The sequence below is a fragment of the Psychrobacter sp. UBA2769 genome, from assembly GCF_002352555.1.
GTDB lineage: Bacteria > Pseudomonadota > Gammaproteobacteria > Pseudomonadales > Moraxellaceae > Psychrobacter > Psychrobacter maritimus.
The window spans coordinates 162,849-185,122 of the sequence record NZ_DEIR01000014.1; the positions used below are offsets into that span (position 1 = coordinate 162,849).

Sequence of the window (22,274 nt, forward strand, 5' to 3'; positions counted from 1 at the left end):
ATGGTGTTGTTAATAAATAATATCGTTAATAAACAGGAGTAACACTCACTTTACTGATTTGAGCATTAGCAACCGGTACAGTAAATAATAGCTGTTTGCGACTTTGCGCGCCTAATTGGCTCTGCGTGCTCAATAAATAATCCTGTGGCGCTGCGATAAACTCTCCGATAAGCGCCTTGTTACCGTAGACACTGACTTTTACATGAGGAAGTAATTGTGCTTGCGGGCTTTGATTGTTTAAAGTGATGCTGATATCGCTAAATGAGCTGGCTGTTTTAATACGGCTGGATTGATGGCTAACATCGCTTGTGCTCAAAGCCGCTAAATTAGCACTGGGTAGGCTACAAGCCGCGATAGCACATACTTTTTGCAAGCGCTCTGCATGGGCAGGATTTTTAACCAAGTTATCCAAATTAAAAATGACATACTGGGCAAATAGTAGCAGCGCTAATACCAGACAGCCAAGTGTCCATAACAACGAGGCAATCGACCGCCTAGCAGGCGTTGGTGAAAACTTTGCTTGTGCCTGCTGTTGTTTAAAACGTGCAGCCTTGCTATGGTCTTCGTCTTTGAGGGAGACACCCATACTGGCAAGCAGCTCTGATAAATCAGTCTGGTCTTTTGGCGCATCTTCACTTTTATTTTGTTCTTTAAGTAATTTTTCAAGCCATGATTCATCAGCATTTTCGTCGATACTGGCATGAATATCATTGGCTGCGGCTGAGCTCAGAGCAACGTGTGCGGCTGATGGCGGCTCTTTTAAGGCAGCACTTGCTAAAGCAGGATTTGCTATTGGATTAATAGAGAAGTGCGTGCTTTTATTCAATGAGGTAGGCGTGTTTTTTGCATGTTGATTACCCATAATAGCGGCAGAGTTGCTATTTGCGGCTTGAGTCAACCATGCATCCATGCTGTCTAATGAGTCATATTCTACATGTTCATCTTTATCTTCAAAACCATCAGTGTCCATGTCGTCATAAATTAAGCCATCATGAATCACCTCATCCTCAATCATATCATCATGAATAAGAATATCTGCTTCTGCTGGCTCTGATGTGACGTTTGGCTTTGATTTTGTCTTTGATAAGACAGAAGGATTTTGCTTATTGATAGGAATATTAGGCGTAGCGGCTGCGGCAGTTTTATCTTCACTTGCTATATTTTCAAGCGGGCGTTCTGTGTCCGCGGTGACGATAAGGTTATTATTGACCAAAAAACTGTGCTGACAATGTTCACAGCAGACATTTGCTGTTTTTTGGTCTAACTGAGTTTTTTTGATATTAAAAATAGCATGACAATGAGGGCACTGGGTTTTTATTGGCGTAGTCATAGGGTCAGAATCCAAAAAGGTATAAGTATTAATACCGCATGTTAATACCGCATGTTAATACCGTATAGCCACTCACCAACCGCTGCCAATCATTCTAATGTCAATTTAGATATGCTAACCATCATAACCCACAGGCAACTATAGAGCAGCGTTAAATACACAACATTTAACTGCTCCTCTATCGTAACAGATGTAATTAAATGTTGCTAGCCTGTAAATGTACCAGATAAACGCTGCCAATGTTGATCTTCTTGCGCCGTAAAAGCGTGCTTAGGATCAAGGGCAAAGTAGGGCTGATATGCTTCGGTAACTTGCTCGGTTTGGGATTCAATCAAACCTGCTAATACGATGCGACTTTTTGGTGCCATTAAGGTGGCAAAATAAGGCGCTAAGCCAATAAGCGGCTTGGCTAAAATGTTGGCAACCATGACTTCTACGGGTTTAATATCGTTTTGTTGCCAGTAGTTATTGAAGTCTTCTGGCAGAAATGCTTGCAGGCGATTATCAACTTGATTACGCTCCGCATTTTGATTGGTTGCCAGCACGGCTTGTGGGTCAATATCAACGGCATAAACTTGGCGAGCGCCCAACAAAAGCGCAGCAATCCCTAAAATACCCGAACCACAGCCATAGTCGATGACGACTTTATCGGTCAGGTCTTGCTCTGTCAGCCAATCAAGGCATAAACGGGTAGTGGCATGGTAGCCGGTACCAAAAGCCAAACCTGGATCCATAATAATATTGGTGGCTTCAGGGTTTGGCGGTGTCAGCCAATTAGGCACAATCCATAAGTTATTGGCACATTCGATAGGCTGATAATTGGACATCCATTCACGTTCCCAATCCTTATCATCGACAGCGCTGACCCACGTTCGGCTAGCTTGTACTTGTGCGCCGATTTCATGACTTAATTGCTCAATCGCTTGGCGGCTGCCTGCATCAGTGCTGGCATCGAACAATCCTGTGAGTATGACTTCATCCCATAACGGTGATTCACCAGGAAGTGGTTCAAATAAAGGCTGGTCGCCGGCGTCATCTAAAGCAATTGATAGAGCGCCTGCCTCTAATAACAGTGCCTCAGCAAGATCGACGTTATTTTTTTCACATTGTAAGTGCAGTTGTTGCCATGCCATAAGGGTAACCTTAATGTTAAATTAAAAATGGATAATGAAAGGGGGGTAAGAAAGTAATCATTAAATGGGATGAAAAATTAACGACTAACTATATAAGCCTATTTTAGCGCTTATATAGTCAGTCGTCATGGTGAATACGAGGGCGTGTGTGATTAGCGCAGTGCTTGTTTGGCTTCTTTTATCACGCGGGCGTTGCCTTGAGCTTGTCCTGATTGCAAAATAATTTGCCACAGCGCACGGCGGCGACTGCTGTCTTGAGAGACCGTCAGACCACGGCGTGCCATTGCTTCAGCTTTACGAGGTTGGTTTTTCTTAAGGGCTACTTGTCCCAAATAAAAATAGACGGCTGATGACTTGGGCGCGAGTCGCTGCGCGCGCGTAAAGCTGCTTTCAGCGCCATTTAGATTGCCCGCTTTTAATTGCTCTGTACCCACTTGCATAAGATTACGAAAGGCGGGCAAGTTACTGTTATTGGTCGTGCTTTGCTGACTGCGCTGCTGTGAGTTCTGCCGCGCCCGCTCCAATAGCTCATTATGTGAGGGTATCGATGGCTCAGATATCATGTAATCTTCACGAGAAGGCGTAAAGATTATGGCATCATGGCTGTCAGGGCTATCAGGCTGAGTGACTATCGGACTTTGCGTAGACGGTGTGTAAACCGATGTTGCTTCGGTTAATGGGTTGGTTGCCGTGGGCTGCTCAGGCGGCGTATAAGGCTCGATAGGGTATTCATAAGCCTCATCTTCATAGTCATTGCTTTCATAAGGACTGGTTGCATGGGTACTGTTTTTAACAATAGGTGCTTGAGTCGCTGTTGACGGTTGCTTCGCTGTAGTTTGCTTATTTATTGGTTGTGAAGTTTGTACAGCAGAGGTTGTCATCACCGTCGGCGCCGTCTGGCAGGCACTTAAACTCAGCATGCCGATAAGGGCGCTGACAGTAACGATACTATTAATAAGCTTTGTCTGTTTTATCTGCGTAGTAGCTTGGGCCGTGATAGCCTGCTTAGTAGCGACAGTTTGCTGTATAAATAATGCCATGTTAAAACCCTTTTTTAAGTTTTAAAAACTCTAGAACCATTCAACGGCACGATCATACCAAGTATCGGTACGATTGCTTGAATCCCCCTCTTGCTCAGCATTGTTCTCTTCGTTATCCGCATCAACTGCTGCGCCATTAGGAATGTCTAAGCCTTCACGGCGACGCTGCTGATTGATAGAGCCTTGCTGATTTTGCAACTGTATCTGCTCACGGGCACGATCTTGTTGATATAAGCTCAGCGCACAACTGCTGGCTTCTTCTGGTAGATACGCTGACATAACGGGCAAGTAGCGCGCATCGGCACAGCGTTCATTAGACAGCTTGCCTGAGTTGTTCTCAAGCCACAACCATTCAATACCTTCGGGTTCTGGCAGGGCTACAGGTGTCAGTTTTAGACGATTCATATAATCGACCCAAACTGGTAAAGCGCCACTACCACCGCTCAGACCAATCGGTTTATTGTCATCACGACCAACCCAAACCACACTAACATAGTTACCACTGTAGCCGGCAAACCAAGCATCACGGTAATCGTTAGTAGTACCCGTTTTACCAGCAAGATTTAAATTGCTGCCAAGCGATTGTATGCGTCTAGCCGTGCCGTTTTTAACCACGTCTTGTAACGCATAATTAATCAAAAAGTTGGTTTCAGGCGGGATACTGCGCTGAGTATTTAAACCCGTACGCTGCAAGATACGCCCACGATCATCAATCACGCTACGAATACTGTGGATAGGCGTACGGAAACCACCAGTGGCAAACACTTGGTAAACCCCAAGCATGTCCATCGGGCTAAGATTGACCGAGCCTAATAAAGCTGAAGGATAAGGCGGGATTTTCTCTTTAATACCCATACGCTGCAATTGCTTAACAAAGGTAGGAACGCCAAATTCCATGCCTAAACGTACCGCGCTGTGATTGTAAGATTGCGACAAAGCGGTGGTAAATGGCACATAACCATGGTCACGATTGTCATAGTTTCTAGGATTCCACTCAGTACCGTCACTGAGATTGACCGTAATCGGCGAATCATCAACCGAGCTTGCCAAATTATAGCGCCCGCTTTCAAGCGCCGTCATATAGATAATCGGCTTTAATAATGAACCAACTTGGCGTTTGGCGTCGACAGCACGGTTAAAGCCCGTAAATTCACTGCCACTACCGACCACTGCCACCAGCTCGCCCGTTTCAGGGTTGGCACTGACTAAAGCGCCTTGTAAATCCTTGGTCTTACTACCTCGGCGGCGCAGCTCACCAAGTTTTCTCTCAACCGCTTTATCCGCTGCTAACTGGGCAATAGGATCTAAGGTACTGATGATAATCAGACCTTCGTTTTTCAGGTCATCCGAGTAATAAACTTTATTTAATTCGCGCTTAACAATATCTAGAAAATCAGGGAACTGGCTTTTGCCTTCAACGGGTTTATCAACGACACCAAGTGGTTGCTCGATGGCTTTATCGTAATCTTCTTGACTGAGCGAGCCGACCGCCAACATATTGCTTAGTACTGTATTTCGACGCGCTTTTGAATCGTTTGGATGGCGGCGTGGATTATAAACGCTCGGTCCTTTTGCCATACCGACCAGCAGCGCTTGTTGGTCTAAACGCAGCTCTTTGAGTGGTTTATCAAAGTAAAATTGTGAGGCAAGGCCAAAACCATTGATAGAGCGGTTGCCGTTTTGACCCAAGTAAATCTCGTTCAAATAGGTTTGCAGAATTTCATCTTTACTATAATGCAGCTCAAGTAGTACCGCCATCAAAGCTTCATTGGCTTTGCGTTTCATGGTACGGTCTGAATTTAGATAAAAGTTTTTAATCAGCTGCTGGGTGATGGTCGAGCCACCTTGCCTAGAACCACCGGTAAAGTTGTTTAATACGGCGCGGGCGATACCACGTATCGATACGCCTTTATGCTCATAAAATCCCCGATCTTCTGTAGCGATTAGGGCGTCAATCAGTGGCTGCGGCACTTGGTCTAGCGACACCACCATACGATCTTCGTTGCTGTCTGGATAAATCCCACCGATATTAACCGGCTCAAGACGAATAATGCCAGTTTTGGCCGGCTGGGTACTTTGTACCGATTCAATCTTATTGCCAGCAATGGTCATTTTGATGACTTGCTCTTTATCGACATCATTGGCGCTATAAGTAAAGCCGCGCGTATGGATAAAGTAAGTATTGCCGGATTTATGATAAGTACCCGTACGATCATAAGACTTGTTGCTTTGATAATTAAGTAGCTCGAGCCACTTTTTCATCGTGTCTGTATCGACGTTCGCGCCTTGATATAGCTCTAGCGGCTGCGAATACACTTTGGCAGGAATATCCCAGCGTTTACCCTCAAACTTGTGGGTAATGGTGCGATCAAGTTTGACCAAATACAGCGCCAACAGCACCATACCGGCGATAATGACAATTAATAAAATACTACTAAACACCATGCCGCGCTGCTGTGAAGGTAGCGTATTGATAGCAGGCTTAGAGGACTGTGGTTGCTTAGAATTAGATTTTTGCACTGATGACACACCATTCTGGGATAAAAAACTGCCTCATAATGACGCAAATTGACAATTTTTTCAATCTATCATCGTCAACGCGCGCATTCATCGGGCGTTCGTTAGGGATTCGTTATACGGGGTTTGGATACATTGAGATGGCGCGACTATATGCGACTAAGGGTTATGCTGCTTAGCGCACCTGCTTATAGTATAATGGTTATCTTAATACTTAATGGTATATTAATAGGTTTTTACGCAAGCTTTAGACTCTTTTAATAGAGCGTATTGATGCCATATAGTTGCTATTACCTGAAAGCAATAACAAACAAAAGCAATAGGTTGGTAGGCGGATTCTGCTGGGATAACTTTTTCTCGCTTGCTGTGCCGATGCCGACAGAGGCTTCGAAAAACTTATCCCAGCTTTACTGTATCGTTTTTGAATTGGATAAACTATATAAGCTGTATTAAAAGCACTAGCCAAACCAGCAATTTACCATTTACGTTACTTATATCATTGAAAGCAGTGGCATCATACTTTTCCCACCATTTGTTTTATGATGATTTTTATTAATGCTATCTATGCTGCCAATGCTATTAATGAGCCGTTATCGTTCTTGTTCGGTATTTTGTTTATGCCAGTCATGCCAATATCTATGTAAAGTAGCTGTGTTAAAAAACAGCCTTGTTAAGCAGCTCTTTTACATAGGGGTTGACTCTAGTTAATCATGACAAGTTTACTAAAGGCCAGTCGGCTGTAAGTAAACCTGTCGAAAGGAAATAAGCGCGATTATGTCCAGTGTTCCTTCATCAATGCCATCAAGCAGCAACCGTCATTATCAGGACCACTCGATTACTGAGGGTTTGGTGCTGCCGCTTGCCGGTCACTGTTTTCATTGCGGCGATCCTGTGCCGCAGCCGCCGTTTCATACGGATATTTTAGGTCAGTCGCGTGAGATGTGCTGTATGGGCTGTCAGTTGGCGTCGCAAAGTATTGTCGAGGCGGGGCTTGAGCAATATTATCTTGACCGCTCAGAGATTAACCGTACGGCAAGTTTGCCCACCCAGCTGACTCGCCTCGAAGCCTATGATCACGACGAGATAAAGTCGCAGTTTGTCTACGCACAAGATGGTCTGTCGGTGGCCGAGCTGTCGGTGAATAATCTGCGCTGTGCTGCTTGTACGTGGCTGATTGAGTCGCGCCTAGATGAGTTAGATGGCATCAGTCAATGTCAGGTGAATTTAACCAATCAGCGTATGCGGGTGATTTGGAACGAAGACAAGCTGCCGATTAGTCGTATTTTGGGCGTTATCAATGAGATTGGCTATGAAGCCAAGCCTTATCGGCAAGATACCCATGAGGCTATGCTGGCACGCCATAACAGTCAGATGCTATTGCGTCTTGGTATCGCGGCGCTCGGGTCGATGCAAGCGATGATGTATGCGGTCGCGATTTACTTTGGTGAATATAGCGACATGCTTATTTTCCAACGTGACTTTCTACGTTGGGTGTCGTTATTTGTGAGTACGCCGGTGTTCTTTTATGCGGGTGTGCCGTTTTTTACTTCAGCATGGTCAGCGATTCGTGCCCGTCAAGTCAATATGGATGTGCCGGTTAGTATTGCCTTAGTGGTGACATTCTTTGCCAGTCTTTACGCTACCGTCACGGGGCAAGGGGAGACGTACTATGATTCGGTCAGTATGTTTATTTTCTTCTTATTGGCTGGGCGTTATATTGAGCATAATGCACGCCTGAAAGCAGCCACCATGGCCAATGACTTGGTAGTGGTCGAGCCTGTCTTAGTACAAAAAATTGCCGAAGATAAAGACGCAGCTGCGCGTATCTTGCAGCTTTTAGAACAAAATGCCCTTAATGAAACCCTTGCTGATAATGACACTGAACAAGTTGCTAACCCAAATAATGATTTAGCGACTAATGACACAAGCGCTGTAGCAAAATCGATGCCCAACTTTATGCAAAGCATGGATGCCAATATCCAGCAGTTGACCTTGCGTATTGCTCAAGACTGGCAGCAATCCAATAATACGCCCGCCAGTCTCTCAAAAACGCAGCATACGCTAAATAACAAGCAAAAAGACAAACAGATGGTGACCGCTCATAGCTTGCAAGTGGGTGACATCATTATGGTGGAGGCTGGTTCAGAGATTATCAGCGATGGTATCTTGCTCAGCCAAACCGCTACCGTTTCGCAAAGTTTGCTGACAGGTGAGGGTGATTTAATCATCAAAACCCAAGGCGATTATATCGTTGGCGGCGCCCAAAATGACAGTCAGCCGTTTGAGATGCTAGTGACTGCATTGCCAGAAGACAGCCAGATAGGTTTGATAGACAGGCTGATGAACCGTGCCATGAGCGAAAAACCAAAACTTGCTCAGCAAGCGGATAAGCTGGCACGTTGGTTTGTGGCACGGATTTTAGTATTGTCAGCTTTGGTATTTATCGGTTGGTATATCGTTGACCCAAGCCAAGCGATTTGGGCGACGGTTGCAGTCTTGGTGGCGACCTGTCCTTGTGCGCTTTCCTTAGCGACACCGATTGCGCTGACGGTAGCGACCAATCGATTGGCGAGTTATGGCTTTTTAACCACACGTGGGCATACTTTGCAAACCCTTGCTGAGATTACCCATGTGGCGTTTGATAAGACCGGTACGCTCACTTACGGTAAGCCCAATTTATTAAATATCGAGCTAATAGCTACTAATAATGTGGCAACAGCCATAAATGATGCTAGTGACGAAAAGGACAAGCTATTAGCCATTGCCGCCGCGCTCGAAGTCGGTAGTCGCCATCCGATTGCTCATGCGCTGCTCACAGCAGCTTATCAATTGCACCTGCCAGCCACGCAAGCCTTGCAATATTATCCAGCAGGCGGCGTAGAAGCGATGATTGATGGGGTGCTATATCGCATTGGTCATGTGGATTTTGCCTTGAATAAAGCGAATAGTGATAATCATGACTTAGTTATTGATTTGGTTGCACAGCGAGCCAGCTCGGCTGTGGTATTATCTTGTCAGGATAGTCAGTCAAATGCATGGCAAGCGCTGGCCTGTTTTTACTTTAACGATAAGGTGCGTGATAGTGCTAAATCGATGCTTGATACGCTGAAAGAGCTTGGTATTGAACCCGTCATGCTGACAGGTGACCCAAGCCCGCAAGCGCTAATAATGGCTGAGGACTTAGGCATGAAAGCCGCTTATAACGGTTTATCTCCAACCGACAAAGTCAATCATATTCAAGCGCTACAAGCAAAAGGCGCAGTCGTGTTAATGGTCGGCGATGGTATTAATGATGCGCCAGTATTGGCCGCAGCCGATGTTTCCACCTCGATTGCGGGGGCTGCAGATTTGGCGCAAGTATCGAGCGACAGTATTATCCTAAATGGTCAAATCGAAGCTATTACTGCGGCGAAACGTATCGCTGATAAGACCAAGCGTATTATTAAGCAAAACTTGCGTTGGGCGCTCATTTATAATAGTAGTGTCTTGATACCAGCGGCTTTAGGCTATGTACCACCTTGGCTTGCGGCGATTGGCATGTCATTAAGCTCATTATTTGTAGTATTAAATGCGCTGCGTCTAAAGCGTGCTTAATTTAAGCCAGCTTAAACTCATTTAGATAAATTTCTGAAAATTACCCACAAAAAAACCGCCTTTATAAAAGACGGTTTTTTTATTTAAATAACTACTAAACAGGGTTTAGATTAGTCTTGTAGATAGCTTAGCAGACGCATAAATTCGATATACATCCACACCAGCGTGGCAAGGATACCAATACTAAATAACCATTCGTAGTCTTCAGATACACCCATCGCCACACCGCGATCAATATTATCAAAGTCTAATAACAGGGTAAAAGAGGCGATAACAATCACGAATAAGCTAAAGCCGATAGCGATAGCGCCACCTTCAAATAAGAAAGGTAAGCTCGAACCGAACGCTAAGGACAGTACCCACTGCGCCACATAAACAAGCATGATGGCAATCAATGCTGAGGTGACGATTGAGCGGAATTTTTCAGTCACTTTAACCAAACCTGAGCGATATAGCCCTAGCATTACGGCTGCGGTGACAAAGGTCGCACACATCGCAGTAACTGGCACGCTTGGGTACATGCGCATAAAGAATAGCGAGATACCACCTAAAAAGATACCTTCTAATAAAGCATAAGGCACCGCAAAGGTTTTGGCTTTTTGTGGTTTAAAGGTGATAAAAATAGCAAGACCAAAGGCGGCAAACATACTACCAAAAGCCGCCATGGTGATAAAGCCTTGTGATAGGCCTGCCATTAACGCATAAAAGAAAAATCCAATACCAGTAATCGCCGATAAGCCAAGCAATAGACTGGTTTTTTGAATCACGCCCTTAACCGTCATCGGCGCGCCGCCAACGGCAAGCTCTGTACGACTGACAATAGGATTGGCCATAAAAATGTCCTTAATAAAATATAAATAACTGAGATGCCAGCTACTTTAGCAAAACCGCTATTATTGTCAACTGTGTTTGCGTGACAGCATACAAGGCTCTCAGCGACTATTACGCCGGTGATTCGCTCATGTATGTAGAAATAGGGTGCGATAGTGAGTAGCTAAACAAACACGCCTAAAAGTGGCGTATGATAGAAGATATATGGGGTCAATTACGACAGTTAACAACGATAATTGATAAACATGCTAGTCTAAGCGCTGTTTTCTCGCTATCATTGCCCTGTACTTTACCGTTATGCCGAGTCGTTTTATGGAAAACTCAGCGCAGTCCGCCCGATTGCCGCACTTACATGAATCAGAGCTGTTCCACGCTATCAAAAATCCTGCTTTCAGGCGTATCGGTCTGATGGGCCGCGCGGGAAAACGTAGTGTGACCCAAAGTTTGGTGCAGATTGCCCAAACCATCAATGACATGAATTTGACATTGATTATGGATGTACAAACGGCCAATTTACCGACGTTAAACCTGACTGAGATTGAGCGCGTCAAAATCGTTAAACGCAGTTTAATTGGCGAGATTTGTGACTTGGTCATCGTAGTAGGCGGTGATGGCTCAATCTTGCATGCCGCTGAAGCACTGGCACGCTACCGTGTCCCTGTATTGGGGGTTAACCGTGGTCGTTTGGGATTTTTGGCCGATGTAAAGCCTGATGAAGCCGCCTTTAAATTACGCCAAGTATTGATGGGCGATTATCAGTTAGACCATAGGTTTTTGCTCACCATGGAGATTCGTGAAGGTCGCAAGATTATTCATGAAGATATGGCGCTTAACGATGTGGTATTACATGCGGGTAAATCGGTGCACATGATTGATTTTCAGATGAAAATTGATGGTCATGATGTTTACCGCCAGCATAGTGATGGGCTTATTGTCGCGACGCCAACGGGCTCAACGGCTTATGCACTTTCTGGCGGTGGTCCTATCATTCACCCGAGTATGGATGCGATTTGTTTGGTGCCGATGCACCCGCACACCTTGTCTAGTCGCCCGATTGTGGTGAGTGGGACGAGTGAGATTTGTATTCGTATCCATGAGGACAATCGCACCCAGCCGCAGGTGAGCGCCGATGGCAAGCCCAGTATACCGCTCGACCAAGAGCAACGCCTGTACATTCGCAAGCACCCTGATAAACTTACCTTGTTACATCCACCAGGGTTTGATTTCTATGAGGCCTGCCGCACCAAGTTGCACTGGAACGTCCATGCCGAAGAATTCAGTATGGATGTTGATGATGATATTATAGAAGAATAAGCGCATCGATGATAAAAAGTCTGTCTGATAAGGCTTTTTATATAAAATATAGTAGTGGAGAGTAGGTACGATGGACAAACAAACGATATTAGCAAGTGTCACCCCAGAAGTGGTCGATCAATTCCGTTTGGCGATTGAGATAGGTAAGTGGCCAGATGGTCGTAAGCTCACGCCTGAGCAGCGCGAAACTTGTATGCAAGCGGTGATGGTTTGGGAGCATGAGCATCTGCCGCCAGCCGAGCGTACCGGTTATATCCATAAACCTGTAAAAGACGATGGCTCTATTGTGGGCGCTGAATGTGATGTCGAACACGAGCACCATTATCCCAATATGCCCAATCCTAAAGGTGCGGTGCAGCCGGTCAAATTTCGCAATAAATAGACTAACATCGAAGTTTTCGGATAAAAAATAATGCATATAAAAAAGCCACGCTATGATGATAGCGTGGCTTTTTTATGTATCAATATGGCATCACTACATAGCTAGATCACTATAGCGCGCTGGTATCAACACTAGGACGCGGCGTTAATGGATTTTTTTCCATCAAAAACCCTTGCCAACCCCAATGTAAGAAATTGCGGATATTGGCATGGTCGGTACCCTTTGGGGTCGCTTGAACCTTGGCATAATGCTCACCGAACAGCTTTAGGGTGTCTAATTGATTTAAGCCATGGTGCTTAGCAAAGCCAAAAATCTTGGCGCTGCCTTCGTTTTCGCCTGCAGCGTTATGGATCAAGCCATTGACAAAAGGCGCTGGTGCATAGCGATAAAAATCATCAATAAAGCTGATGACATCATTGAATCCAATGGCTTTTTTATTCAAACCATTAAGTAGAGCCGATACATCTGATTGGCGGATACTCATAAATACATGACCTCAGAGCAGATTAGAAAGCAAAAATAGGGTGCTTAATTTATGCCCAATAATTATTGATAGTTAGATAGTAAGCGAACCATTTAGCGATTGAAATAGTCTTCATCATCGAATGAAGGCGCAAAGCTGCCTTGTTCAAGATGTTGCATTTGCGACTGTACCGTACGCTCATGCTGGATACGCTGATAAATCTCTTCACGGTGTACGGCAATATCTTTAGGTGCATTCACACCGATTCGTACTTGATTGCCCTTGACACCTAGGACAGTCACACTGACCTCGTCGCCAATCATTAGCGTTTCGCCCACGCGGCGTGTCAAAATTAACATGCGTCACACTCCTTATGTCGCATCAACAGATTATTACTCATCAGATTGCGTCTCAATTACAGGACATCACCGCAGCACTAAATAAGCAAGGTATTCATCATAAAAACAATGCTTAAGGTGGTGCCAATAGCGGTAATGATAGGTAGATTCATTTAGCCCAAATGAAAGCCCCATTATAGGGGGCATAACAGATACTGTCACGGGTTTTCACAAAACTATTAGGTATATACTTACCTTAGCAATAGTAATAAAAGAAAATAGAGCCTAATGAGACTCTATTTAATTAAAATTTGCTAAAAATAATCAATCGTTATTTGCTTAATAAGTATGCAACCCGCTTTGGTTTTTATTAAAGCGCTAATGCTTATACTGTATAAACGCTAGCCATTAAATATTATAATCCAGCAATTTTGCTGTCACCGTCTTCACGGTCAAGCCCAAAGGCCGTGTGCAATGATTTGACCGCTTTTTCTAAATGCTGTTCTTGGATAAGTACAGACACTTTGATTTCACTGGTCGATATCATTTGGATATTGATGTTATTTTCAGCCAAGGTTTGGAACATCAGGCTAGCAACACCAGCGTGCGAGCGCATACCAACACCGACCAATGACACTTTAACCACTTCGTTGTTGGCCAATATCTCTTTGGCACCAATCTCATCTTTTACTTCATCTTCTAGCACTTTCATGGTTTTATCCATGTCAGTACGGTTGACGGTAAAGGTAAAGTCAGTGGTGCCGTTGGTCGATAGGTTTTGGACAATCATATCAATTTCGATATTGGCGCGACCGATAGGGCTTAGGATGGCAGAGGCGATACCAGGGTGATCAGGCACACCGCGCACGACTATTTTTGCTTCGTCGCGATTAAAAGCGATACCTGAGATGATTGCCTGTTCCATGTTGTCTCCTTCGTCTATCGTAATTAGGGTGCCGACATTGTCTTGAAAGTCTTGGTCGAAGCTACCATCGTTGTTTTCATCAAAGCTAGATAATACGCGCAGTGGCACGCCGTATTTGCCAGCGAACTCTACTGAGCGAATCTGTAAAATCTTGGAGCCAAGGCTTGCCATCTCAAGCATTTCTTCAAAGGTAATCTTTTCAAGTTTTTTGGCTTTTGAGGTGACGCGTGGGTCGGTGGTATAGACACCATCGACATCGGTATAGATTTGGCATTCATCAGCGCCCAAGGCTGCTGCAATGGCAACACCTGTCGTATCAGAGCCGCCGCGACCTAATGTCGTCGCGTTGCCTTCTTCATCGATACCTTGGAAGCCTGCGACGATAACGACGTTGCCCGCATCTAGTTGCTCACGGATGTTTTTATCATCGATGCTTTCGATACGCGCTTTATTATGGGCGCTATCGGTTTTAATGGCGACTTGGCGACCGGTGAATGAACGGGCGCCAACCCCCAACTCTTTAATCGCCATCGCAAGTAAAGAGATAGAGACTTGCTCGCCCGTTGAGACCATTTGGTCGTATTCGCGCGGGTCAGGTTGGCTGCTGATTTGGCGTGCTAAATCGATCAAACGGTTGGTTTCGCCGCTCATGGCAGACACCACCACAATCACTTGGTGACCGTTGTCATGCCAGCGTTTGACTCGTTTGGCGACATTTTTGATGCGGTCGATACTGCCCATCGAGGTGCCGCCGTATTTTTGTACTATTAACGCCATAAAAATCTACCTATTATTCACCAATGGCCATCTGTTACTTATCGACATCAATCCATCATGGCGCTGTTTGCAACGACAGTGCTAGATTCATTTTAATAACGATAAAGCCGGATTATAAAAACTGCGCCCTGTATTTTACTTTCTGCTGTTTTACGCTCTGCTGTTTTACTATTTATAGCTAGAGACTAGATATGCTGACCTGCATCTAAGCGTGGTACTTTATACCATATTAGCGCCATAACTTTAAGTGCTAGCAAGCATTAGATGTATGGCGATTGGTTATAACCGTTATAACCGTTATAACCAATCATCTATTAGCCTCAGCTTAATACTTAACCAAGCTGCTCTGCAATCCACGCAGGTAACGCATTGATAACCGCGCTGGTGTTGGCAGCTTTTGGTGCGCCGCCTTGGGCATAGTCAGGCTTACCGCCACCTTTACCACCCAGCTCACCTGCCAAATGACGAATGATATCACCGGCTTTTACTTTAGCGGTAACAGATTTTGCCACACTAGCGGCTAATGCCAATTGCCCATCTTTATCACCAATCAATACAATCACGCTATCAGGAAGTTTTGATTTGATATCGTCCATCAGGGTACGGATGGATTTACCATCAACGCCGCTTAAAGTACTGATAAGCACGGGTGTACCAGCAATGGTTTGCACGTCATCAAGCAAATTAGCGGCTTGGGCGCTGGCGATTTTTTGCTCTAAACGTTCGAGCTGTTTTTCCAAATCACGCTGCTTATCGGCCATGGTACGCACACGCTGTGCTACTTCAGGACGTTTGACTTTTAGCTGGCTGGCAAGCTCGCTGAGTTGTTGCTCACTTTGCTGAATGTTTTTAATGGCATTCATACCGGTGACCGCTTCAATACGGCGAATGCCCGCCGCAATACCGGATTCGCTGGTAATTTTTAACACCCCAATATCACCAGTGCGTTTAACGTGCAAACCACCGCACAGCTCAATAGAAAACGGCTGACGCTGCCCATCAACGATACTGTCGGTTCCCATGGTCAGTACGCGCACATCACTACCATATTTTTCGCCAAATAACGCCATCGCACCTTGCTTCATCGCTTCATCGATAGACATGTGCTCGATACGGGCAGGGGTGTTGGCTTGAATTTGCTCATTGACAAGGCGTTCTATACGGCTGATTTCAGCAGCGCTAACCGGTTTGTCATAAGAAAAGTCAAAACGTAATACTTCGCTTGAGACTAATGAGCCTTTTTGTGTGACTGCATCGCCCAATACTTGTCTTAGCGCGGCATGCAATAGATGCGTGGCCGAGTGGTTTTTGGCACTAGCCGCACGAATGCTTGATAATACTTGCGCATCGGCTGTTTGCTGGGCGTTAATCTCGCCCATGGTAACCACGCCATAATGAATAATAGCTTGCCCAGATTTTTTGGTATCTTGCACTTCAAAAACACCCGTTGCAGTGCGAATTTCGCCAAGCTCACCTACTTGACCACCGCCTTCAGCATAAAACGGTGTACGGTCAAGTACAACAACGCCTTCCATGCCCTCAGCTAAGCTCTCGGCTGGATTGCCATCTTGATAAAGGGCATGAATAATCACGCCATCTTCTTCAAGCTGCTCATAACCGATAAAGGTCGTTGGGTTTTCTACTTGGATAACGCTACTGTAATCGACATCAAATTTGCCGGCATCACGCGCCCGTTCACGCTGTGCTTGCATGTGTTCATCAAACTCCGCTTCATCAATCACAATACCGCGCTCACGGGTGATATCAGCGGTCAAGTCAACGGGGAAGCCGTAAGTATCATAAAGTTTGAATGCCGCCTCGCCAGAAAGGGTATCCCCATCTTGCAAGCCTTCAAGCTCGCTGGCAAGCAGGCGTAAACCTTGTGCTAGGGTTTTAGCAAATTGGGCTTCTTCTTTTTGAATGGCATTTTCAATGACGCTCTGTTTGTCTTTTAGCTCAGGATAGGCGCTGCCCATCTCAGCGACAAGCGGCGCAACCATTTTATAAAAGAAGTCGCTATCGGCACCAAGCTTGTTACCGTGACGTACCGCACGGCGAATAACGCGGCGCAGTACATAACCGCGACCTTCATTACTTGGAGTGACGCCATCAGCAATCAAAAATGCCACGGCACGGATATGGTCGGCGATAACTTTTAAGGAAGATTGTTGCTCGTTTTCAATACCTAAAATCTCAGCCGCCGCATCCATTAGATGGACAAATAAATCTATCTCGTAGTTGCCATGGACGCCTTGCATAATGGCACTGATACGCTCAAGACCCATACCAGTGTCGACGCTTGGGGCTGGTAGCGGCAGCAGAGTACCGTCTTTTTGACGGTTAAACTGCATAAAGACGCAGTTCCAAATCTCAATATAACGGTCGCCATCTTCTTCAGGCGTACCCGGCAAACCGCCTTCGATATCAGCGCCATGGTCATAAAACACTTCGGTACAAGGACCGCATGGACCGGTATCACCCATCGTCCAAAAGTTATCAGAGGCGTAAGGCGCGCCTTTATTATCACCAATACGGATAATACGCTCGCTTGGGATGCCAATGTCTTTATGCCAAATATCAAAGGCTTCATCATCGGTTGCATAAATGGTCACATACAAACGGTCTTTATCGATTGCCAACCATTCATCTGAGGTTAAAAACTCCCAAATATAGGCAATACCAGCTTGCTTAAAGTAATCACCAAAAGAGAAGTTACCAAGCATCTCAAAAAACGTATGATGGCGCGCCGTATAACCAACATTATCCAAATCGTTGTGTTTACCGCCGGCACGTACGCATTTTTGTGAGCTCACGGCACGCGTATAGTCACGCGGCTCCATGCCCAAAAAGGTTTCTTTAAACTGATTCATACCGGCATTGGTAAATAGCAATGTCGGGTCATTGTACGGAATCAAGCTCGACGAGGCGACGGGGGTGTGCTGCTTGCTTATGAAAAAATCGATAAAAGCTTGACGAATATCGGCTGAGCGAAATGGCTGGCTCACAGCGGCTCCTTACTGACGGATGTATTGAGTAAAATAAGTAAAATAATTTTGCAAGCGATTTTAGCACAAACGTGCCAAGGGTGTTGAAGATTCATAAGCAAACAACAGGTAAATACGGCTTAAGTTTCATTGTTAAGCAGGCGTTTGCATTGAACATCTGCTCTTATTAAATCGCTATATATTGAATAAATACTTTAGGTTTTATAGAAAGATTGTCGCATTATCGTTATTGCATTAACCGACTAGGGTAAATTAATCGGTTAAATAAATTGCTGGTTAAATAAATCAGTTGGTTAGTATAGTCACATCGGTTTTATCGAGTTTATCTTGAATGAGTGGATGCGACTCAATCACCTGTACAGGCATATAGCGCAGCTGCAAGCGAATCGGTAGATAGTCAGGGAAATTATCGGCCATATCTTGGCTGATAATCGCTTCGATTTGACGGACATCGTAGGAGCTGGGCGTTGTTTCGCCGCGAATCACCGCGCGCACGACTTGATTGGTGTCGCTTTTATCAAACTGCGTATTGGTCAGTACATTGCCTTTATCACTAAAATAGCTATTAATCGTCTCTTTGACGCTACTTTCAAACACCTGCTGTTTGGCGTTGGTTTGTAGATTAATGGTCAAATAGGTTCCTAATCCGCCCAATAACAATAAGGTCACCGCATTACGCTGCAAAAAAGTCAAATAGGTGTTGGACTTATAATCGTCTTTAACCAAACGGCGAAAGCCCAAAACCCATAATACCAGCGCATTGGTAAATTGAATGGCAAGGATGTTAGTCATAGCCAGCAAGAGTGCGCCAAACCCAAGCTGAAGCTCGCCATTGGCAAATAAAATGCCACTGGCAGCAAGGGGCGGCACCAACGCTGTCGCCACCGCGACGCCAACCACTGCCACCGACAGGTGCGGAGAAACCATTGCATAAGCACCAGCCGTACCACCAGCAAGGGCAATCATCAAATCCATCGACGTCGGCTGCGTGCGCGATAGTATTTCTGCCGTTAGCAGTTGGTCTTTGTGTAGCCAACCAACGATAAAGCCCACCAATACCACCAAAGAGATACCTAGAAACACGGTGATAAGTGATTTACGTAGTAGCGGCATACGATGGTCGATAATCGCTAATGCCACCCCAGTGATAGGACCTAACATCATGGCAACTAGCATGGCCCCAATGACCACCGCCGCTGAGTTGGTCACCAGTCCATAGCTTGCGATAATAGCCGAGAGGATATTCATGATGAAATACATTTTGCTCGGCAGCGCATTGGCCTCAATCCTAACGCGCACTTCTGGATAGTCTACTTTTTTATTACTAAACTGTTCAGCGACAAACTGCTTATAAGATTCAAGTTTGGCTTCCTTTTTTTCTTTTACCTCTTCGCCTTCTTCATTGTCTTCTTCATCGCTCTTATGGTTATCATCGCTAACCTCATCTTCTTCTAAAACATTATCAGCGGTTTGAGTACTGTTTTGCTTTTTATTAATTGGCGGCTTATTTTTGTTGATGTTTTTCTCATCGTTCATTGCTTGAGGCTTAGCCGTAGGAACAGCCGCTTGTTCCTGATTGAGCGCTTCTTTTTCGTTTGGGTTTTCGCTGTTCAAGCTTTCTGCATCTGTCAGCTTATGAGCTTGTGCATCGTTTGAATGCTGTTGACTAGAATCCGTTTCATCAGCTTCTACGCTTACTTGCGCATCTGAGTCGCCCTGAAAAAAATCTTCTTCAGTGCTTAGAAAATCCGACTCTGTATGATCATTCACGGCTTGAGATTCTGTTTCAGGGGTTTCTAATGAGGCAACCACCACATCAGGCGCAACGGTTTCCATCTTTATCTTCGCTTCTGGTGCTTGCGCCGCTGCCGACTCTTTGGCAACTTCTTTATCGCTGTTATTGTCGGCATCAACATTTTCAACAGCCGCATCCTGTGCTGCTGGTTCAGCAATGTTGTCATCAATGTCATCAATGTTATTAACGACTTTAGATTTAAAATCGTTTTGGGATTTATCGACAGGCAGTGAACCGTTAGTAGTGTCAGTATTAGATGAGGTCATAGAAGCAAGCTTAGGTATTGAGTAAGTATAGAAGAGTGCAAACTAGCAAATGCAAGTGGCAGAGTGCATGTAAGAGTACAGGAAACCCACTATTGTAATGATAAATGCATCATAGCGTATGAACTTTTTGCGACTCAAGGATGAGAGGTACAGAGAAGTTGAGCAGGCAAAAAATAGCCAATATACTGCTTTTCTCCTTATTGAAAGTGCATAGCGCAAATCAACAATTATAATATGGCTTTTAATATGAATCACTTGCTATGAATGGGCTGCGGGTCTATAAGAAAACACTTACTTTTTGTGTGGATTTAGTGTATAAAGGTGTTATACCCACACAATAAATGAGGAATATATCATGAACTGGCCACTATTCTCTGTCATCTATTCGATAGCCGCAACCGTTACCATCGGCGTATTTATGATTGGCGCATTGGTCACGGGTTTTAACGAGATTCCGCATATTCAAATAGCGGTAGCAGCAGGTTTCCTGGCGTCTATTCCTGCCGCACTCATCTTTACCAAAAAAGTCGGTAGTATCACTGGTAAAGAAGATGGTTATAAAGCGTAATTTTTCAAAAGCAATCGATTTCAAAAAGCTATCAATAATAAAAATAATTGATGCTTAGTTTTTGACTGTGTATTTGATCGTGTATAAAGTAAAAAAACAGCCCTTAATAAAGAGGCTGTTTTTTATTGGCATGTAGTTTGTATTAAAAGTTTGTATCGCTTTAAACAAAAAAAGACCTTGATTACGCATCAAGGTCTTTTTTATTCATTTGCGTTAACTGCTAACTATTTGAGCTCAACGGTTGCGCCATTTTCGATATTGGCATAAACCTCTAGCACATCCCAGTTAGTCAGACGTACACAGCCTGCCGAGGCTTGACGGCTGATACCTTCAGGCTTTGGTGAGCCATGGATACCATATGAGGGTTTCGATAAGCCCATCCATACAACACCGACAGGGCTGTTTGGGCCTGGTGGTAGCATATGGATTTTTTTATCGGCGCCCTTACCAACGGTTGCTTTATACCAAGGCATTTTTACCTTGTTAATGATTTTAAACGAACCTTGCGGTGATGGCGTCGCGTCACTACCAATGGTGGTTGGATAAGTGGCAACCAGCTTATCATCGTTATAAGCGTATAAGGTCTTATCAGCTTTATTGGCAACGACGCGGTTGATACGCTGCTTAAGCGGGGCACGGGTATTCAAAACAGTGATGGTTTCGCCCGCTTTATATTGCTTGTTTTTATTCAGCTTATCTAAATAGCGCACATCCATATGGAAGCGCTCACCAAACATCTCTTTGATGTCTTGATAGTATAAGCCTTTCATTTTTGACTTGGCTTCTGAGCCTGCAGGCATGTTAGCAAAGTTAGTATTCACATCATCTTCAGTGATGGTATAAGTCACGAGCACGGGCTTATTGGCTGGGATATTTTTATTTAAAGCATCCCACGTTTTTTGGTCCATTTTGCCCGTTGCTGGCAAGCCTTTCATAGTCTGGAAGTTAATAAGTGCTTTTTTACTGTTCATGCCCCAGCCGCCATCAATAGCACCAGGAGAGGCGTGGTTCCAATCCAATAGCGCCTGCATTTTGATGGTCATTGCCGAGTTGACTTTCATATTCGGTGTCCATGTGGCACCGTTTACTTGTTTGGCATAATTAGATAAATTCAGTGTGGTATGCTTTTTACCATCAATATCTTCGATGCTCTTAATCGCAGGGTCATTTGCGCTATCAGCGGTCGATGTAGAAGGGGCAGCAACGGCTTGACCTTCGCTGATATCGTCAGTGCTATCAGACTGCACATCTTTAAGAGACAGTTCTTCTACGGTCATATTATCAGCGCTAACCGCTGCTGAATTGGCTTCAGCTTCTTGCTTTGAGTCAATCAGCTGAGTCATACGGTCAGCTGGCTTGGCTTTATTCGCTTGATTAGCAGTTGGCTGTACAGTAGTACGAGCATCAATTGAGCTGCTACGGCTTTCTTGCACATCCAAGCTCACTTTCTTAGCGATGCTAGGCATTGAGTCAGCTTTGCGTACTGGTAAGGTGCGCGTCGTGTCGGCAGGTGCGGCAACAGCGCTGACACTGGCACTAACGATAGCAATTGAGATGGCGGTAATAAGAGGCTTCATTTTCATCATATTGGCATACTTATGGTTATAACTAATGGCGCTATTATGCGCATAATTTGGATGCTTCGCAAACTTTTGACACATCTTTTTTCGTTTAGGGCTTGCTAAACGTCAACTGTTGACGTATTCACTACAGTTGGGAAATAATTTAGTCATGCTGGATATAGGGTTGCCGTTAATTATTGCTACAATGGCTAATTTTCTACTTTATAGTCAAATATTATCCTAATGCTCAATCTCATTTGCCCAAATACATAAACTTGCTAAATTTAACTATATTCGTCGGTAAGCAAGTAGATAGGCAGTTTTGCCTTGCCGTAAAAAACCCAGTCAGTACAATACACAGTTATTGGCGCATCATGACGTTTGCGTCTATAATGGGTGACGAGTTTTTATTTAATAAATCAGCTGCTAATTGA

Annotated in this window: 14 protein-coding genes and 1 pseudogene; 4 read left to right on the top strand and 11 right to left on the bottom strand. The window is 44.7% G+C overall.

Annotation, left to right across the window (positions count from 1 at the left end):
• Positions 1 to 25 precede the first annotated feature (25 nt).
• The 4 genes from B3Q63_RS06275 to mrcB all read right to left on the bottom strand — a co-directional run bounded on the left by B3Q63_RS06275 (position 26) and on the right by mrcB (position 6,023).
• On the bottom strand, positions 26 to 1,330 hold the full coding sequence (locus B3Q63_RS06275) for a DUF3426 domain-containing protein (protein ID WP_296174972.1): 1,305 nt from the start codon (positions 1,328 to 1,330) through the stop codon (positions 26 to 28).
• Between the two features lie 206 nt (positions 1,331 to 1,536).
• Complete coding sequence (gene prmA / locus B3Q63_RS06280) at positions 1,537 to 2,463, bottom strand: 50S ribosomal protein L11 methyltransferase (RefSeq protein WP_296174974.1); 927 nt, start codon at positions 2,461 to 2,463, stop codon at positions 1,537 to 1,539.
• 152 nt (positions 2,464 to 2,615) lie between these two features.
• Positions 2,616 to 3,503 (bottom strand): tetratricopeptide repeat protein, encoded by an 888-nt coding sequence (locus B3Q63_RS06285; RefSeq protein WP_296174976.1) that lies wholly within the window; start codon positions 3,501 to 3,503, stop codon positions 2,616 to 2,618.
• 30 nt (positions 3,504 to 3,533) lie between these two features.
• Positions 3,534 to 6,023, bottom strand: coding sequence for a penicillin-binding protein 1B (gene mrcB / locus B3Q63_RS06290; RefSeq protein ID WP_296174979.1), 2,490 nt, complete (start codon positions 6,021 to 6,023; stop codon positions 3,534 to 3,536).
• A gap of 771 nt (positions 6,024 to 6,794) precedes the next feature.
• Between mrcB and B3Q63_RS06295 the strand changes: the two genes are divergently transcribed.
• Complete coding sequence (locus tag B3Q63_RS06295) at positions 6,795 to 9,614, top strand: heavy metal translocating P-type ATPase (protein ID WP_296174981.1); 2,820 nt, start codon at positions 6,795 to 6,797, stop codon at positions 9,612 to 9,614.
• Positions 9,615 to 9,724: 110 nt separating this feature from the next.
• On the opposite strand, the gene B3Q63_RS06300 is transcribed toward B3Q63_RS06295, so the two are convergent.
• Complete coding sequence (locus B3Q63_RS06300; RefSeq protein ID WP_296174983.1) at positions 9,725 to 10,447, bottom strand: Bax inhibitor-1/YccA family protein; 723 nt, start codon at positions 10,445 to 10,447, stop codon at positions 9,725 to 9,727.
• A gap of 310 nt (positions 10,448 to 10,757) precedes the next feature.
• On the opposite strand from B3Q63_RS06300, the gene B3Q63_RS06305 reads away from it, so the two are divergent.
• Positions 10,758 to 11,759, top strand: coding sequence for an NAD(+) kinase (locus B3Q63_RS06305; RefSeq protein ID WP_227670440.1), 1,002 nt, complete (start codon positions 10,758 to 10,760; stop codon positions 11,757 to 11,759).
• 70 nt (positions 11,760 to 11,829) lie between these two features.
• Positions 11,830 to 12,141, top strand: a complete 312-nt coding sequence (locus B3Q63_RS06310; protein ID WP_201619441.1) for a YeaC family protein — start codon at positions 11,830 to 11,832, stop codon at positions 12,139 to 12,141.
• 109 nt (positions 12,142 to 12,250) lie between these two features.
• On the opposite strand, the gene B3Q63_RS06315 is transcribed toward B3Q63_RS06310, so the two are convergent.
• From B3Q63_RS06315 to B3Q63_RS06335, 5 genes and pseudogenes are all read right to left on the bottom strand, one after another.
• The gene (locus tag B3Q63_RS06315) at positions 12,251 to 12,625 is read right to left on the bottom strand and encodes a HopJ type III effector protein (RefSeq protein WP_201564802.1); all 375 of its coding nucleotides are present in this window, start codon (positions 12,623 to 12,625) and stop codon (positions 12,251 to 12,253) included.
• 170 nt (positions 12,626 to 12,795) lie between these two features.
• Positions 12,796 to 12,963, bottom strand: a pseudogene (csrA, locus tag B3Q63_RS06320) (carbon storage regulator CsrA); the annotation flags it as partial.
• 394 nt (positions 12,964 to 13,357) lie between these two features.
• Positions 13,358 to 14,644, bottom strand: a complete 1,287-nt coding sequence (locus B3Q63_RS06325; protein ID WP_201619442.1) for an aspartate kinase — start codon at positions 14,642 to 14,644, stop codon at positions 13,358 to 13,360.
• A 332-nt stretch (positions 14,645 to 14,976) separates the two neighbouring features.
• Positions 14,977 to 17,649: an alanine--tRNA ligase gene (gene alaS / locus B3Q63_RS06330; protein WP_296174990.1), complete on the bottom strand. Its 2,673-nt coding sequence runs from the start codon at positions 17,647 to 17,649 to the stop codon at positions 14,977 to 14,979.
• 285 nt (positions 17,650 to 17,934) lie between these two features.
• On the bottom strand, positions 17,935 to 19,710 hold the full coding sequence (locus B3Q63_RS06335) for a DUF389 domain-containing protein (RefSeq protein WP_296174993.1): 1,776 nt from the start codon (positions 19,708 to 19,710) through the stop codon (positions 17,935 to 17,937).
• Between the two features lie 355 nt (positions 19,711 to 20,065).
• On the opposite strand from B3Q63_RS06335, the gene B3Q63_RS06340 reads away from it, so the two are divergent.
• Complete coding sequence (locus B3Q63_RS06340) at positions 20,066 to 20,278, top strand: hypothetical protein (RefSeq protein WP_201619445.1); 213 nt, start codon at positions 20,066 to 20,068, stop codon at positions 20,276 to 20,278.
• Between the two features lie 224 nt (positions 20,279 to 20,502).
• On the opposite strand, the gene B3Q63_RS06345 is transcribed toward B3Q63_RS06340, so the two are convergent.
• Positions 20,503 to 21,939 carry a L,D-transpeptidase family protein gene (locus B3Q63_RS06345; protein WP_296174997.1) on the bottom strand — a complete coding sequence of 479 codons (1,437 nt, stop codon included), beginning with the start codon at positions 21,937 to 21,939 and terminating at the stop codon, positions 20,503 to 20,505.
• Positions 21,940 to 22,274: the final 335 nt, after the last annotated feature.

Excerpts from the sequence above, each read along its gene's own strand:
- B3Q63_RS06340 (WP_201619445.1), top strand. The coding sequence starts at position 20,066 with ATGAACTGGCCACTATTCTCTGTCATCTATTCGATAGCCGCAACCGTT.
- B3Q63_RS06310 (WP_201619441.1), top strand. The coding sequence starts at position 11,830 with ATGGACAAACAAACGATATTAGCAAGTGTCACCCCAGAAGTGGTCGAT.
- B3Q63_RS06275 (WP_296174972.1), bottom strand. The coding sequence starts at position 1,330 with ATGACTACGCCAATAAAAACCCAGTGCCCTCATTGTCATGCTATTTTT.
- B3Q63_RS06325 (WP_201619442.1), bottom strand. The coding sequence starts at position 14,644 with ATGGCGTTAATAGTACAAAAATACGGCGGCACCTCGATGGGCAGTATC.
- B3Q63_RS06305 (WP_227670440.1), top strand. The coding sequence starts at position 10,758 with ATGGAAAACTCAGCGCAGTCCGCCCGATTGCCGCACTTACATGAATCA.
- prmA (WP_296174974.1), bottom strand. The coding sequence starts at position 2,463 with ATGGCATGGCAACAACTGCACTTACAATGTGAAAAAAATAACGTCGAT.
- B3Q63_RS06335 (WP_296174993.1), bottom strand. The coding sequence starts at position 19,710 with ATGACCTCATCTAATACTGACACTACTAACGGTTCACTGCCTGTCGAT.
- B3Q63_RS06315 (WP_201564802.1), bottom strand. The coding sequence starts at position 12,625 with ATGAGTATCCGCCAATCAGATGTATCGGCTCTACTTAATGGTTTGAAT.
- B3Q63_RS06285 (WP_296174976.1), bottom strand. The coding sequence starts at position 3,503 with ATGGCATTATTTATACAGCAAACTGTCGCTACTAAGCAGGCTATCACG.
- B3Q63_RS06345 (WP_296174997.1), bottom strand. The coding sequence starts at position 21,939 with ATGTGTCAAAAGTTTGCGAAGCATCCAAATTATGCGCATAATAGCGCC.
- B3Q63_RS06295 (WP_296174981.1), top strand. The coding sequence starts at position 6,795 with ATGTCCAGTGTTCCTTCATCAATGCCATCAAGCAGCAACCGTCATTAT.
- B3Q63_RS06300 (WP_296174983.1), bottom strand. The coding sequence starts at position 10,447 with ATGGCCAATCCTATTGTCAGTCGTACAGAGCTTGCCGTTGGCGGCGCG.